Origin of the sequence: Belnapia sp. F-4-1 (assembly GCF_000802185.1) — a bacterium.
Taxonomy (GTDB): domain Bacteria; phylum Pseudomonadota; class Alphaproteobacteria; order Acetobacterales; family Acetobacteraceae; genus Belnapia.
The window spans coordinates 3429774-3444724 of the sequence record NZ_KN676113.1; the positions used below are offsets into that span (position 1 = coordinate 3429774).

Sequence of the window (14951 nt, forward strand, 5' to 3'; positions counted from 1 at the left end):
CGCCATGATCCTGCGCAGCCCCGAGAACGGCATCCGCCTTCTCATCTCCCAGCCCTCCCATGCCCTGCTGTCCGGCCAGATGATGGCCGCCTGGGGCGCCCCCGGCTTCACGCGGCCCGACCCGGCGCCCGAGGTCATCCTGGCCGCCGAGCAGCACGACCTCGCCTGGCTCGACTGGGAAACCGCCCCGACCCTCGATCCGGAGACGGGCCTGCCCCACCCCTTCACCAGCCTCGGCCCCGCCGTCCATGCGCCGATGTGGGCCCGGGGCGTGGAGGTCGCCCGTGCCGCCTGGGGCCTCTGGCCCGCCCTGCTCATCTCCCTGCACGGCACGCGTGTCTATACGGAGTACATGGACCCGGAGCGCCTGCCGCCGGAGGACCATGCCGCGATCGACCGCAACGCCGCCAAGGAGGCCGCCCTCCAGGCGGACTGGGTGGCGAAGCTTGGCGCGGACCCCGGGCAGGTCAGGCGGAACCACGACCTCGTCGGGGTGACCGATGCCCTTTCCCTCGCCCTCTGCTTCGCCGATCCGGACAAGGCCGGGGAGGCGCCGATGGCGGATGGCAGTACCCGCAAGATGAATCTCGTGCGGCTGGGGCCATCCCGGTGGTCGCTGGACCCCTGGCCCTTCCGCGACAGCACGCTGACGGTGCAGTGCGAGGTGATCCGCCTTCCCGCCGAAGCCCGCTGGACCGACGAGGAGGCGATGCGCCGCGACCTCCGCGAAGCGAATTGGAGCCGGCTGGCCGAGACCCTCGTCCCGGCCTGAGGAGCCGGGTTGGCCGGCTTCGCGCGGGGACGAAACCTGAAGCAGACGGCGTGGGCTAGGGTGCCGCAGACCCTGCCGGAGACCGCCCATGCCGCATGCCGCCATGACCGCCGTGCCGCCCTTCTTCGGCTGGCGCGTCGTCTGGGCCGCCTTCACCGTCGCGGTCTTCGGCTGGGGGATAGGGTTCTACGGGCCGCCGGTCTTCCTCCCCGCCATCCAGGCGGAGCGGGGCTGGCCGGTGGCGTTGATCTCCGCCGCAGTCACCTGCCACTTCCTGCTCGGCGCCGTCATCGTCGCCAATCTCGCGGCGCTGCACGGCCGCTTCGGCATCGTCGCGGTGACGCGGGCGGCGGCGTTGGCGAGTGCCTTCGGCATCCTCGGCTGGGCGCTGGCGGCGGAGCCCTGGCAACTTTTCGCCGCGACCCTGCTGAGCGGCTTCGGCTGGGCGGCGACCGGCGGCGCGGCGATCAATGCCATGGTCTCGCCCTGGTTCGCGCGGCGGCGCTCCGCGGCGCTCAGTACCGCCTATAACGGGGCGAGCCTCGGCGGCATCCTGTTCTCGCCGCTCTGGGTGGCGCTGATCGCGATGCTTGGCTTCGCCGGCGCGGCGGCGCTCGCCGGCGGGGCGATGGTGCTGGCGCTGTGGTGGCTCTCCGGCCGCTACTTGGCGCCGACGCCGGCCTCGCTCGGCCAATATGCGGATGGCGAGGCGGCGGGCGGTGCGGCGCCGGCCGGTGCGGCGGCGCTGCCTGGCAGGGCGCTCTGGCGGAACCGGCGCTTCCTTACCCTGGCAGCGGCCACCTCGCTTGGCCTCTTCGCGCAGATCGGGCTGATCGCGCATCTCGTCTCGCTGCTGATCCCGGCAATGGGCGCGCAAGGGGCAGGCTTCGCCGCGGGGTTGGCGACGGTGTGCGCCATCGCCGGGCGGACCGGGCTCGGCTGGCTGCTGCCGGCGGAGGCGAACCGGCGCCGGGCGCTGGCGGCGGTCTTCGCCCTCCAGGTCTGCGGCTCGCTGGTGCTGCTGGCGGCGGGCGGGACCTCGGTGCCGCTGCTGCTGCTCGGCGTGGTGCTGTTCGGCCTCGGGCTCGGCAATGCGACATCGCTGCCGCCACTGATCGCGCAGCAGGACTTCGCGGCGGCCGATACCGCGCGGGCGGTGGCGCTGGTCACGGCCTGCAGCCAGGCGGCCTATGCCTTCGCCCCGGCCGCCTTCGGCCTGCTGCGGACGATCGCTGAGCCGTGGCTCTTCCTCGCCGCCGCGGCGATCCAGGCCGCGGCGGCCGTGGTGGTGCTGGGCCGCCTCAATCCCCGTCCTGGTCCAGCGCATAGCCCGCCGAGCGCACGGTGCGGATCACATCCGCCCCGCCCTCGACATTGATCGCCTTGCGCAGCCGGCGGATATGCACGTCCACCGTTCGCGGCTCGACATGGATGTCGCGGCCCCAGACCGCATCCAGCAGCTGCTCCCGGCTGAACACCCGGCCCGGGTTCTGCAGGAAGAATTCCAGCATCCGGTATTCGGTCGGGCCGAGATGCAGGGCGCGGCCGGCCCGCGTCACCCGGTGCGCATCCTGGTCCATGGTGATGTCGAGATAGGCCAGCGTCCCCTTGGTGGCGATGCTGCCCGAGCGCCGCAGCAGCGCCCGGATGCGCGCCAGAAGGCTGTCCATGGCGAAGGGCTTGGCGATGTAGTCGTCGGCGCCGGTATCGAGCGCCCGCACCGCATCCTGGTCCTCGGTCCGCGCCGTCACCATGATGATCGGCAGGTCCCGCGTCGCCGGCTTGCGGCGGAGCTGGCGGCAGACCTCGATGCCCGAGAGCGCGGGCAGCATCCAGTCGAGCAGCACGAGGTCGGGCCGCGCCTCGGCGACGCGCAGCAGGGCCTCCTGCCCGTCCGCCGCCTCCTCGACGCGGAAGCCCTGCTTCTCGAGGTTGTAGCGCAGCAGCGTGATCAGCGGCGCCTCGTCCTCCACCACCAGGATGGTCGGCTTGGCATGGCCCTGGACCATGTCAGGCATAGGGGGCATTCCTTCCTCAGCCCGGCGGCCGAACCACGGCATAGGCGGAGCCGTCGCCCTTCGGCCGCTCGTCCGGCAGGTTGTCGCCGCGCACCGCGTAATGCACGGTCTCGGCGATGTTGGTGGCGTGGTCGCCGATGCGCTCGAGGTTCTTGGCAACGAACAGCAGATGCGTCGCCGCGGTGATGTTGCGCGGATCCTCCATCATGAAGGTCAGCATCTCGCGGAAGATGCCGTTATAGACCTGGTCGACCGGCTCGTCCGCCTCCCAGACCTCGTCGGCCCGGGCGACGTCGTCGTTGACCAGCGCGTCGATCGCGCCCTTCAGGTTCTCCTGCACCAGCACCGCCATCCGGTTGAAGCCGTTGAGGCTGCCGATCGCCGGCTGCTGCGCCAGCACGATGCTCCGCTTCGCCGCGTTGCGCGCATAGTCGCCGATCCGCTCGATCCCGTGGCTGATCTTGAGGCAGGCGATGACCAGCCGCAGGTCCTGCCCCACCGGCTGCCGCAGTGCCAGGATGCGGATGCAGAAATTCTCGATCTCACGCTCCAGCGCGTCGATCGCGGCGTCGCGCCCGACCACCTCGGTCGCAAGGTCGGTGTCGCGCCGGATCAGCGAGGCGACCGCATCCGCCACCTGCCGCTCGGCGAGGCCGCCCATGCGGGCGATCATGTCGCGCAGCCGCCGCAGCTCCTCGGCATAGGATCGCACGGTATGCTCGGCCATCTGTTCCATGTTCCTGGCCCCCGCCTTAGCCGAACCGGCCGGTGATGTATTCCTGCGTCTTAGGATGCTTCGGCGCGGTGAAGAGCTGCCCCGCCGGCGCCACCTCGATCAGCTCGCCGAGATAGAAGAACGCCACCTGGTCGGCGCAGCGCGCCGCCTGCTGCATGTTGTGGGTCACGATGGCGATGGTGAAGTCGCGCTTCAGCTCGTCGATCAGCTCCTCGATCTTCAGGGTCGAGATCGGGTCGAGCGCCGAGGTCGGCTCGTCGAACAGGATCACCTCCGGCCGCACCGCGATGGTCCGCGCGATGCAGAGACGCTGCTGCTGCCCGCCCGACATGCCCATCGCCGAGGTGTTCAGCCGGTCCTTCGCCTCGGACCAGAGCGCGGCCCGGGTCAGCGCCCATTCCACCCGCTCGTCCATCTGCGCCTTGCTGAGCTGCTCGTGCAGCCGGACGCCAAAGGCGATGTTCTCGTAGATGGTCATGGGGAAGGGGGTCGGCTTCTGGAAGACCATGCCGATCTTCGAGCGCAGCGCATTGAGGTCGACGCCGTCCGCGATGACGTTCTCGCCGTCGAGCAGCACCTGCCCTTCGGCCCGCTGGCCGGGATAAAGGCTGTACATGCGGTTCAGCACGCGCAACAGGGTCGACTTGCCGCAGCCCGAGGGGCCGATCATGCCCGTCACCTGCCGGGCCGGGATGTCGAGCCCGATCCCCTTCAGCGCCTTGTGCGCGCCATAGAAGAAGTCGAGGCCCTTGATCGCCAGCTTCGCCTCGTTCAGCGCGGCGCCGGAGCGCGCCTGAATGGTGCCAAGGGAGGGCCGGGCGGAAGTGGTCGCTTGATCGCTCATGGGGTTCGGATCCTTCACTTGCCGCGGCCGAGGAGGCTGCGCGCGCCTATGTTCAGCAGCAGCACGGCGAGGGTGATGAGGAGAGCGCCGGCCCAGGCCAGCTCGATCCAGTCCTGGAAGGGCGAGCCGGCATAGGAATAGATCGTGATCGGCAGGCTCGGCATCGGCGCCGAAAGGTTGGTCGACCAGGCATTGTTGCCGAGGCTGGTGAAAAGCAGCGGCGCCGTCTCGCCGGCGATGCGGGCGATGCCGAGCAGCACGCCGGTGATGATGCCGGAGATCGCCGAGCGCCAGCTCACCAGCACGATCATCTTCCACTTCGGCGCGCCGAGCCCGATCACCGCCTCGCGCAGCGTGTTGGGGACGAGGCTCAGCATGTCCTCCGTCGTCCGCACCACGATCGGGATGATGATGATGGCGAGCGCCGCGACGCCCGCCCAGCCGGAGAAGCCGCCGAAGGGCAGCACCAGCAGCTGGTAGACGAAGAGGCCGATCAGGATCGAGGGCGCCGAGAGCAGGATGTCGGAGACGAAGCGCACCACGTCGCCGAAGCGCGAGCCCCGTGCATACTCGGCGAGATAGGTACCGACCAGCATGCCGATCGGCGTGCCGATCAGCGTCGCCAGCGCCACCTGGATCAGGCTGCCGACGATCGCGTTGAGCAGCCCGCCTTCGGAGCCCGGCGGCTTGGTCACCTCGGTGAAGACCGCGAGGTTCATCGCCCCGAAGCCCTTGACGAAGAGCGTGATCAGGATCGAAGCGAGGAAGACGAGGCCGACCGCCGTCGCCGCGAGCGACAGCATGCGGATGATGACATCGGTCCGCCGCCGCCGGCTGCCGAGCCGGGCCGCGACCTTGTTGTCCTTCACCGGCGTCAACGCCGGTTGTGTCGTGGCGCTCATCGGGTCAGCCTTTCAGCCGGGAGCGAAGCAGGTAGCGCGAGGTGGCGAGCACCACGAAGGAGATGACGAAGAGGATGAAGCCGAGCGCCAGCAGCGACGAGAGCTTCAGGCTCCCCGTCTCGCTCTCGCCGAACTCCAGCGCGACGACCGAGGCGATGGTGTTGCCCGGCCCGAACAGCGTCGTCGTGATGCGGTTCGCGTTGCCGATGACGAAGGTCACGGCCATGGTCTCGCCGAGCGCCCGGCCGAGCCCCAGCATCACGCCGCCGGCCACCGAGATCCGCGTGTAGGGCAGCACCACACCGCGCATCACCTCCCAGGTGGTGCAGCCGAGGCCGTAGGCGCTCTCCTTGAAGACCGGCGGCACCTGCTCGAAGACGTCGCGCATGGTCGCGGCGATGAAGGGCAGGATCATGATGGCGAGGATCAGCGCCGCGGTCAGGATGCCGGTGCCGAAGGGCGGGCCCTGGAACAGGGCACCGATGCCCGGCAGCTCGCCCAGGCTGTCGATCAACGTCGGCTGGACGTATTGCGCCATCAGCGGCGCGATGAGGAAGAAGCCCCACATGCCGTAGATGATGGAGGGGACGGCGGCCAGCAACTCCACCGCCGTGCCGACCGGCCGCCGCAGCCAGGGCGGCGCCAGTTCGGTGAGCGTGAAGGCGACGCCGAAGGCCAGCGGCACGGCGAAGATGATCGCCAGCACCGCCGTCACGATGGTGCCGTAGATGGAGACGCCGGCGCCGAAGACCTCGGACACCGGGTCCCATTCCGTGGACCAAAGGAAGGGCAGGCCGAAGGCCCGGAAGGCGGGCAGCCCGCCGATGAAAAGCTCGACGATGATACCGCCGAGCAGCAGCAGCACGAAGGCGCCCGCCGCCTGGCAGGCCCCGGCGAAGACGGCATCGCCGAGGCTGCCGGCGCGGCGCGGCGCGGCCGGCCGCGCGCCGGTGGTCATGGTGGTGGCCTGCGACACGCGGCGGGCTCCTTATCCGTTACGCGATCAGCCGTTCCACACCGTCTGGCCGTTGGCCTTCACCTCGGCCTTCCAGGCGGCGCGGATCTGGTCCTGCACCGGCTTCGGCAGCGGGATGTAGTCCAGCTGCGTCGCCAGCTGCGCGCCGTTGTTGAAGGCCCAATCGAAGAACTTCATCACGTTGCGGCTGCGCTCCGCATCCGTCGGGTTCTTCGGCAGCAGGATGAAGGTCGGCGAGACGATCGGCCAGGAGGTGGCGCCCTGCTGGTCGATCAGGCTGGCGGCCATGCCCGGCGCGTTCCAGTCGGCATTCTGCGCCGCGGCGATGAAGCTCTCATGCGTCGGCTTCACGAACTGCCCGGCCTTGTTGCGGAGCTGGGTGGTGACCAGCTTGTTCGAGACCGCATAGGCGTTCTCGACATAGCCGATGGCGCCGCGGATGTTCTTCACCGTGCCGGCCACGCCCTCGTTGCCGCGCGCGCCGGTCCCGGCCGGGAAGCGGACCGAGGTGCCGACGCCGACCTTCTCCTTCCACTCCGGCGACACCGCCGCCAGGTAGGAAACCCACACGAAGGTCGTGCCGGAGCCGTCCGCCCGGTAGGCCGGGGCGATGGCGAGGTTCGGCAGGGTCAGGCCGCGGTTCAGCTCGACCAGCTTCGGGTCGTTCCACTTGGTGATCTTGCCGAGATAGATCTCGGCCAGCAGCTCGCCGGTCAGCTTCAGCTGCCCATCCTCGATGCCGGGGATGTTCACGATGGCGACGAGGCTGCCCATCACCGACGGGAACTGCAGGAGGTTCGCCTCGGTCAGCTGCTGCGGCGTCAGCGGCGCGTCGGAGGCGCCGAAATCCACGGTGCGGTTGCGGATCTGGTTGATGCCCGCGCCCGAGCCGACCGACTGGTAGTTCACCGTAAGGCCGGTCGCGCTGCGCCCCGCCTCGGCCCACTTCTGGTAGACCGGGTTGGGGAAGGTGGCGCCGGCGCCGGTGATCTGGCCACCCTGGGCGAAGGCGCGGCCGCCGAAGGCGGTGCCGGCGGCGAGCAGGCTGGCCGAGGCCAGCAGTTGGCGACGATGCACGTGTATGTCTCCGCGATTGTCCCGACCGGGACTCTACGGCCCCGGATGCGGCGCCTTCCTAGAGCCGCCGTAAGACGGCTGGGTTTCATATCCATGAAGCTTCGATGACACCGGCTCGATAAATGGCCCGGTCATCCGCATTTGCTATACGATTCCGGTGTGCCGTGCCCAGGCCGGGAGACGTTTCTCGCGGAAGGCTGCCAAACCCTCCCGCCCTTCGGCCGTCGCCCGCTGCATCCAGCCCTCATGCGCCAGAAGCGCCATCGCCCGCGCATCGAGCTTGGCCCCATTGGCGCCGAGCAGGCTGTCCTTCGTCGCCGCCGCCGCCCCAGGCGCCGCCCGCAGCACCTCGCCGAGGACCGCCTCGAGCCGTGCCTCGATCGCCTCCGCAGCCACGACCTCATGCACCAGCCCGATCCTGAGGGCTTCGGCTGCATCGAACCGCTCGCCCGTCACCGCATAGCGCCGCGCTTGGCGCAGCCCCATGGCCTGGACCATTTGCGGCGAGATCGGCGTCGGCGCCACGCCCACCCGCACCTCGGTCAGGCCGAACACCGCCTCCGGCACCGCCAGCGCCACATCGACGCAGCAGACAATGCCGCACCCCCCGCCGAAAGCCGCCCCCTGCACCAGGGCGATGGTCGGGCGCGGGAATTCGTTGAGCAGCTGCATCGTCCGCGCCGTCGCCAGCGAGGCTTGGAAGGCGGCCTCCGGCGCATAACCCGCCACCTCCGCCAGCCAACCGAGATCCGCCCCGGCCGCGAAATGCCGTCCCGCGCCGCGGACCACCAGCGCCCGCACGCCCGCATCACCGGCCAGCGCCTCCAGCGCCTCCGTCAGCCCGGCGAGCAGGGCAGCGTTGTAGGCATTGCCGCGATGCGGCCGGTTCAACGTAGCGGTGACGATGCCCCGCGCATCGCGGCCGAGCAGGACGGGCGCATCTTCCATCTTTCTTCCTCCGTTGACAGCCGCTCCGCCCAGGGCGGAGCCTTCACCGGGCCGGATGGTGTCGCCGCCGGCCAGCCCCGTCCATGGCCGAGGCCCATATCCCATGCACGCCACCCGCCCGACCCTCTACGGCGCCCGCCACGCCGTCTCCGCCGGCCACTACCTGGCGGCGGCCGCCGGCTTCGCGGTTCTGGAAGCCGGCGGCAATGCCGTCGATGCCGGCTGCGCCACCGGCCTTGCCCTCGGCGTGCTGCTGCCTGACCTGGTGAACGTCGCCGGCGTCGCCCCCATCCTGGTCCGCCTGGCCGATGGCCGGGTCGAGACCATCGCCGGCCTCGGCCCCTGGCCCGCCTCCATCCCGGCCGACCTTTTCCAGCGGGAGCATGGCGGCCGCATCCCGGATGGCGTGCTCCGCACCGTCGTCCCCGCCGCGCCCGATGCCTGGATCACCGCCCTCGAGCGCCACGGCACCTTCTCCTTCGGCGAGGTCGCCCGCTACGCCATCCGTCACGCCCGCGACGGCTTCGCCGTCAACCCGCTGCTCGCCGAGAACATCCTCACCCATGAGGCTGACTACGCCCGTTGGTCTTCCAGCGCCGCCATCTTCCTCCCCAACGGACGCCGCCCCGAGGTCGGTGAGAAATTCGTCCAGGCTGACCTCGCCCGCAGCCTGCAATACATGGTGGACGAGGAAGCGGCGGCCGCCGGGAAGGGCAGGGCGGCCGGCCTCGCCGCCGCCCATGCCGCCTTCTACCGCGGCGACATCGCCCGCGAGATCGCCCGCTTCATGGCCGAGGAGGGCGGCTACCTGACCATGGCCGACCTGGCTGGCTTCCGCTCCCGCATCGAGCCGGCCGTCAGCCGGCGATGGCGCGGCCATGAGGTCATCACCTGCGGCCCCTGGTGCCAGGGTCCCGCCCTGCTGGAGGCGCTGCTGCTCTTCGAGCGCGGCGGCTTCGCCGACATGGCGCACAACAGTCCCGACTACCTCCATCTGATGACCGAATGCATCAAGGCAGCGATGGCCGACCGCGAATACCATTTCGGCGACCCGGCCTTCCTCGACGTCCCCATCGACCGCCTGCTCTCAGACGAGCATCTCGCGGCCCGCCTCGCCGCCATCGACCCGGACCGCGCTCAGCCCGGCATGTTCCCCGCATTGCTTGGCGCCGACGCGGGCGAACCCGCCCCGGCCCCCCGCGCCCTGCCGACGGTCGAGGCCGACACCTCCTATTGCGCGGTCATCGACCGCTGGGGCAACGCCTTCAGCGCCACCCCCTCCGACGGCTCCTGGAACTCGCCCGTGGTCCCCGGCCTTGGCCTCATCCCCTCCAACCGCGGCAGCCAGAGCCGGCCGGACCCGGCGCACCCCTGCGGCATCGCCCCGGGCAAGCGCCCGCGCCTCACCCCCAACCCGGCCCTCGTGGTGACGGCGGAGGGCGGCCTCATGCCCCTCGGTACCCCGGGCGGCGACGTGCAAATCCAGGCTATGCTGCAGGTGATGGTGAACATCCTGCATTTCGGCATGGAGCTGCAGGAGGCGATCGAGGCCCCGCGCATCGCCAGCTACGCCTTCCCCTCCTCCTTCGCTCCCTTCGACTACTTCCCCGCCCGCCTCGCCGTGGAGGACGGCATCCCCCAATCCACCCGCGACGCCCTTGCCGCCCGCGACCATGAGGTGAAGGACTGGCCCCACCGCACTTGGCTCGCCGGCGCGGTGGAGGTGGTCCGCTCCGACCCCCGCACCGGCCTCATCGCCGCTGGCGCCGACCCGCGCCGCCCGGCCTACGCCATCGCCGGCTGAACCCGCCCATTGCCCCCAGGGCCCGCCGAAGCCACACTTGGTCGAACGACCAAGGAAGCCCCCTATGCATGACATCGTGATCCGTGGCGGAACCCTCGTCGACGGTACCGGCGCTCCCGGCTTCACCGGCGATCTCGCCATCGACGGCGACCGCATCGCCCAGGTCGGCGGCAAGGCCGGCCCGGGCCGCCGCGAGGTCCAGGCCGAGGGCCGCCTCGTCACCCCCGGCTGGGTCGATGTCCACACCCATTACGACGGCCAGGCCACCTGGGACCCGGTGCTCGCCCCGTCCTCCTGGCATGGCGCGACCACCATCCTCTTCGGCAATTGCGGCGTCGGTTTTGCCCCGGTCCGCCCGGCCCACCACCAGGCGCTGATCGACCTGATGGAAGGCGTCGAGGACATCCCCGGCATTGCCCTCGCCGAGGGGCTGAAATGGGACTGGGAGAGCTTCCCCGACTATCTCGACGCCCTCGCCCGGCTGCCCCGCACCATCGACGTCGCCGCCCAGCTTGCCCATCACCCCTTGCGCGTCTACGCCATGGGCGAGCGAGCCATCGCCCGCGAGATGGCGACGGCGGACGACATCGAGCTGATGGCCCGCCTCACCGAGGAGGCGCTGAAGGCCGGCGCCTTCGGCTTCACCACCAGCCGCACCGACCAGCACAAGACCCCGGCCGGCGAGCTGGTCCCCGGCCGCTACGCCGAGCATGAGGAGTTGATCGCAATCGGCAAGGCGATGGGCCGCGCCGGCCGTGGCACCTTCGGCATGCTCTCCGACTTCGAGGACGAGGCCGCCGAATTCGGCTGGCTCCGCCAAGTCGCCGCCGACAGCCGCCGCCCCGTCTGGTTTCTGCTGACCGACCGCAGCTACGACCCGCAGCGCTGGCGCCGGCTGATGGACGGCGTCCGCGCCGCCCGCGGCCAGGGCCTGGCGCTCTCCGCCCAGGTCGCCGGCCGCCCGGTCGGGCTGATCCTCGGCCTCGCCACCAGCCTCAACCCCTTCGCGCTCCGGGAAGGCTTCGCCGAGCTCGCCCGCCTTTCCCCCGCCGAGCAGCTTGCCCGCCTGCGCGACCCGGCGGTGCGCGCCGACATCCTGGCGCAGGAGGCCTCGCCGCGCCTGATGGAGATCCTGCCGCCGCTTTCCCGCCAGGTCGCCACCCGCTGGGACCGCATGTACGTCCTCGGCGACAACCCGGATTACGAGCCGCCGCCCGAGCGCAGCATCGCCGCCCTCGCCGCCGCGGCCGGCCAGCCCCCACAGGAGTATTGCTACGACTACCTGACCGGCGGCGATGGCGGCCGCATGCTCTACTTCCCGGTCACCAACTACGTCCATGGCGACCTGGAGGTGGTGCGCGAGATGATCGAGGACCCGCACACCGTCCTCGGCCTCTCCGATGGCGGCGCCCATTGCGGCGTCATCTGCGACGCCTCGCTCAACACCACCATGCTGACCCACTGGGTCCGCGACCGCAGCCGCGGCCCCCGCCTGCCGCTGGAATTCGTCATCAAGCGGCAGACCAGCGAGACCGCCGACTTCTTCGGCTTCCACGACCGCGGCCGGCTGGCCGTCGGCAAGAAGGCCGATGTCAACGTCATCGACTTCGCCGCGCTGCGCCCGCACCACCCGGAGATGATTTTCGACCTCCCCGCCGGCGGCCGCCGCCTCGTCCAGCATGTCGACGGCTACGACATGACGATCTGCAGCGGCGTGCCGATCTTCGAGCGCGGCGAGGAAACGGGCGCACGGCCCGGGCGGCTGGTGCGCGCGCAGGGATAAGCCAAACCCGTCACCACGTGTTTCGGTCTGAGAAATGCCCTGCCGGAAACGGCGGGGCATTTTTGCGTCGACTCGCTTGCCGGGTTTTTCCCGATGTTATAGGAAACGCCCGAATTCAACGGAGAAAGCGAGTCGTGGAAAAAGGCAAATTCGATCTCGAAAACATGAGCGTCCAGGATTTGACCGCCCTGCGCGACGCCGCCGAGGCGAAGCGCCTGGAAAAGCTCGACGGCGCCCGCGATGCCATCCTGGCGGAAGCCAAGGAGAAACTCGCCCAGCTCGGCCTCGCCTTCGAAACCGCCTGGCCGGGCCGTTCCCCAGAGCCGTCCCCCCGGACTTCGAAGAAGGCCGGCACCGGAGGCCAGGTCGCCGCGAAATACCGAGGCCCGAACGGCGAGGAATGGACCGGGCGCGGCAGGCTGCCGAAATGGCTCCATGCCATGGAAGCGGAAGGCCGCAGCCGGGACGAATTTCGAATTTAGAAACCTTCACGAAAGCGCATCGCCGCCTCGTACGTCCTTCCGCGGCGAAAGCCGCGGAAGGACATCGGCAGAAGCGGTTCCGCCGGGACGCGAAACCCGTCAGCCGAGAAAATCCAGCACCGCCGCATTGAACTCCGCCGGATTGTCGCTGCTCATCCCATGCGCCGCATTCGGGATGACCACCCGCCGCACATCCGCCATCACCCGCTCCAGCGCCTCGACGATGGCGATGAATTGCGGCTGGGTCTGCGCCCCGTTCACCAGCAAGGTCGGCACCCGGATCGCCTCCGCCGCCGCCCGCCCATAGGGCCGCCTCCGCTCGTCGATCTGCCCGAGCAGCGTCTGCGCATTGTCGAGGTTGATCCCCTTGCGCACCGCGCTCCGCCGCTCCCAGGCCCCCGGCCCGCCGGTATGCTCGGCGAAGCGCCGCATCGCCCCTTCGGTGTCGCCCGCCTTCAACAGCTCCGCCGCCGCGGCGAAGGCCCCCGCCTGCTTGCCCGCCCCGCCCGGCACGCCGCCGAGGCTCTCATCCAGCTCGCCCCCCGGCTCCGCCAGCACCAGCCGCCGGACCAGCCCCGGATGCCGCTCCGCCACCCGGAAGGCGATGTGCCCGCCCCGCGAATGCCCGACCAGGTCGACCTTCCCCGCCCCGAGCGCCTCGATGAAACCGGCCACATCCTCGACATGCTGGTCGATCCTGAAGGTCTCGCCGACGCCATCCCACCGCTCCGGCCAGTAATGCCGGAGGCTCGGCGCCAGCACGCGGAAGCGCTGTCCGAGCGGCTCCATCTGCGGCGCCCAGTAGCGCTGGTCGTTGAGCGAGCCATGCACCAGCACTACCGGCGCCCCGCGCCCGGCCTCCGCATAGGACATCTCATACCCGTTGACCTCGAGGCTCGGCATCGCTTCCCTCCCATTCCTTCCCGCGAAGGATGCGGCCCCCGACCGACCCCCGCAAGGAGCCCCGATGCGCCGCCGCCACCTCCTCGCCAGCCTCGCCGCCGCTCCCGCCGCAGCCCAACCGGCCGAGGTCGACCTACTCCTGGCGCTCGCCGTCGACGCCTCCGGCTCCATCGACCCCGACGAATTCCAGCTCCAGCGCGAGGGCTATGCCGAGGCCCTGACCCATCCCGCCGTCCTCGCCGCCATCGGCGGCAAGCCGCGCGGCGCCATCGCCGTCGCCATGGTCGAATGGGGCTCGCCCGCCGGCGCCGCGACGGTGGTGGAGTGGATGCGCCTCGCCGACGCCGCCTCCGCCACCGCCCTGGCGGAGGCGATCCTCCGCGCCCCCCGCAGCCCGCAGAGCTGGAACGCCATCGGCGACGCCCTCGACCACTGCACGACGCTGATCGCCACCTCGCCCTTCCGCGCCGCCGAGCGCGTCATCGACATCTCCGGCGACGGCCCCGACCTCCGCTCGCATATCCCCGCCGCCACCGCCCGCGACGCGGCGGTCGCCGCCGGCATCACGATCAACGCGCTGGCCGTCGCCGCCGCCGGCCAGGTCACCCGCGCCGGCGAGCCGCTCGCCGAGACCTACCGCCGCGAGGTCATCGGCGGCCCCGGTGCCTTCGTCGTCACGGCCGAAGACCGCCGCGACATCGCCCGCGCTCTCCGCGCCAAGCTGATCCGCGAGATAGCGTGACTAATCGATCCGCAGATTCGCCGCCCGGATCACCCCGCCCCACTTCCCCAGCTCGCTCCGGATCAGCGCCGCCATCTGGGCCCCGTCCTGCACCCAGACCGTCGCCCCCGCCCGACGGATTCTCTCCGCCGTCTCCGCCCCCTGCACGATGCCGATGATCGCCTGCGACAACCGATCGCGCACCGCCTGCGGCATCGCCGCCCCGCCAATGAAACCGAACCACACATAGACCTCGTAGCCCGGCAGCCCCGCCTCGGCGAAGGTCGGCACATCCGGCAGCGTCGGGTCCCGCTCGCTCCCTGTCACCGCCAGCGCCTTCAGCCGCCCGCCCTGCACATGCGGCAGCACGTTCGGCAGGTTGTCGATGGTCATGTCGACGCGCCCGCCCAGCAGGTCGGCGATGCCGGGCGCGCTGCCGCGATAGGGTACATGCGTCAGCTCGATCCCCGCCTGCACCCGGAACAGCTCGGCGGCCAGATGCGGGCTGCTCCCCGCGCCCGAGCTGGCATAGCTCAGTTTCCCCGGCTGCGCCTTCGCCCTGGCGATCAGCTCCCGCAGGCTGCCGATCCCGCCATCGCTCCTGACCGCCAGGCAGTTCATCAGCCGCGTCGTCACGCAGAGCGGCGCGATGTCCTTCGTCGAATCGTAGCCCGTATTGGCGAAGAGGAAGGGGTTCATCGTCAGGTTGGCGGTATTGGCGACGCAGATCGTGTGGTTGTCCGTCGCCTGCGCGGTCGCCGCGATGGCGAGCGAGCCGCTCGCCCCCGGCCGGTTCTCGACCACGCCGAGCTGCCCGACCGCATCGCCCATTTTCTCGCCGACCAGCCGCGCCAGGGTGTCGTTGATGGCGCCCGGCGTATAGGGCACCAGGATGCGCACCGGCCGGTCCGGCCAGCTCTCCGCCCGCGCGCGAACGGCAAGCAGGGCAGGGGCCGCCAGCAGCCCCCTCCGCAGGATGGTCATC

The 14951-nt window shown here is 70.7% G+C and carries 15 protein-coding genes; 6 read left to right on the forward strand and 9 right to left on the reverse strand.

The features are described from left to right. Positions 1-4 precede the first annotated feature (4 nt). Together LH62_RS28485 and LH62_RS16240 are read left to right on the forward strand one after the other, a co-directional pair. Entirely contained in the window at positions 5-772 is a 768-nt protein-coding gene (locus tag LH62_RS28485) for a DUF3891 family protein (protein ID WP_052214577.1), read from the forward strand. An 88-nt stretch (positions 773-860) separates the two neighbouring features. Further along, positions 861-2150, forward strand: a complete 1290-nt coding sequence (locus LH62_RS16240) for an MFS transporter (protein ID WP_201445514.1) — start codon at positions 861-863, stop codon at positions 2148-2150. On the opposite strand, the gene phoB is transcribed toward LH62_RS16240, so the two are convergent. The 7 genes from phoB to LH62_RS16275 all read right to left on the reverse strand — a co-directional run bounded on the left by phoB (position 2074) and on the right by LH62_RS16275 (position 8273). Next, positions 2074-2790: a phosphate regulon transcriptional regulator PhoB gene (gene phoB / locus LH62_RS16245; RefSeq protein WP_052214578.1), complete on the reverse strand. Its 717-nt coding sequence runs from the start codon at positions 2788-2790 to the stop codon at positions 2074-2076. The two genes, LH62_RS16240 and phoB, sit on opposite strands and share 77 nt — an antisense overlap. 16 nt (positions 2791-2806) lie before the next feature. Beyond that, positions 2807-3526 (reverse strand): phosphate signaling complex protein PhoU, encoded by a 720-nt coding sequence (gene phoU / locus LH62_RS16250; protein WP_043362995.1) that lies wholly within the window; start codon positions 3524-3526, stop codon positions 2807-2809. A 16-nt stretch (positions 3527-3542) separates the two neighbouring features. Further along, positions 3543-4370 (reverse strand): phosphate ABC transporter ATP-binding protein PstB, encoded by an 828-nt coding sequence (gene pstB, locus LH62_RS16255; RefSeq protein WP_052214579.1) that lies wholly within the window; start codon positions 4368-4370, stop codon positions 3543-3545. A gap of 14 nt (positions 4371-4384) precedes the next feature. Next, positions 4385-5272 carry a phosphate ABC transporter permease PstA gene (gene pstA, locus LH62_RS16260; protein WP_052214580.1) on the reverse strand — a complete coding sequence of 296 codons (888 nt, stop codon included), beginning with the start codon at positions 5270-5272 and terminating at the stop codon, positions 4385-4387. A gap of 4 nt (positions 5273-5276) precedes the next feature. Continuing rightward, entirely contained in the window at positions 5277-6230 is a 954-nt protein-coding gene (gene pstC / locus LH62_RS16265; RefSeq protein WP_043365968.1) for a phosphate ABC transporter permease subunit PstC, read from the reverse strand. Positions 6231-6275: 45 nt separating this feature from the next. Then, on the reverse strand, positions 6276-7325 hold the full coding sequence (gene pstS / locus LH62_RS16270; protein WP_082012606.1) for a phosphate ABC transporter substrate-binding protein PstS: 1050 nt from the start codon (positions 7323-7325) through the stop codon (positions 6276-6278). A 144-nt stretch (positions 7326-7469) separates the two neighbouring features. After that, a complete protein-coding gene (locus LH62_RS16275; RefSeq protein WP_043362996.1) occupies positions 7470-8273 on the reverse strand; it encodes an enoyl-CoA hydratase-related protein in 804 nt (267 codons plus the stop codon). A gap of 103 nt (positions 8274-8376) precedes the next feature. Here LH62_RS16275 and LH62_RS16280 point away from each other — a divergent pair, with 103 nt between their 5' ends. From LH62_RS16280 to LH62_RS16290, 3 genes are all read left to right on the forward strand, one after another. After that, positions 8377-10077, forward strand: coding sequence for a gamma-glutamyltransferase family protein (locus LH62_RS16280; protein ID WP_043362998.1), 1701 nt, complete (start codon positions 8377-8379; stop codon positions 10075-10077). A gap of 64 nt (positions 10078-10141) precedes the next feature. Continuing rightward, positions 10142-11860 carry an amidohydrolase family protein gene (locus LH62_RS16285; protein WP_043363000.1) on the forward strand — a complete coding sequence of 573 codons (1719 nt, stop codon included), beginning with the start codon at positions 10142-10144 and terminating at the stop codon, positions 11858-11860. 134 nt (positions 11861-11994) lie between these two features. After that, complete coding sequence (locus LH62_RS16290; protein ID WP_052214581.1) at positions 11995-12342, forward strand: H-NS family nucleoid-associated regulatory protein; 348 nt, start codon at positions 11995-11997, stop codon at positions 12340-12342. Between the two features lie 99 nt (positions 12343-12441). Here the strand turns inward: LH62_RS16290 and LH62_RS16295 are convergent, their stop codons facing one another. Continuing rightward, positions 12442-13245 carry an alpha/beta fold hydrolase gene (locus tag LH62_RS16295; RefSeq protein WP_043363003.1) on the reverse strand — a complete coding sequence of 268 codons (804 nt, stop codon included), beginning with the start codon at positions 13243-13245 and terminating at the stop codon, positions 12442-12444. A gap of 64 nt (positions 13246-13309) precedes the next feature. On the opposite strand from LH62_RS16295, the gene LH62_RS16300 reads away from it, so the two are divergent. Beyond that, positions 13310-13987 carry a DUF1194 domain-containing protein gene (locus LH62_RS16300; RefSeq protein ID WP_043363005.1) on the forward strand — a complete coding sequence of 226 codons (678 nt, stop codon included), beginning with the start codon at positions 13310-13312 and terminating at the stop codon, positions 13985-13987. On the opposite strand, the gene LH62_RS16305 is transcribed toward LH62_RS16300, so the two are convergent. After that, positions 13988-14950, reverse strand: coding sequence for a tripartite tricarboxylate transporter substrate binding protein (locus LH62_RS16305; protein ID WP_043363008.1), 963 nt, complete (start codon positions 14948-14950; stop codon positions 13988-13990). Between the last annotated feature and the right edge of the window lies 1 nt (position 14951).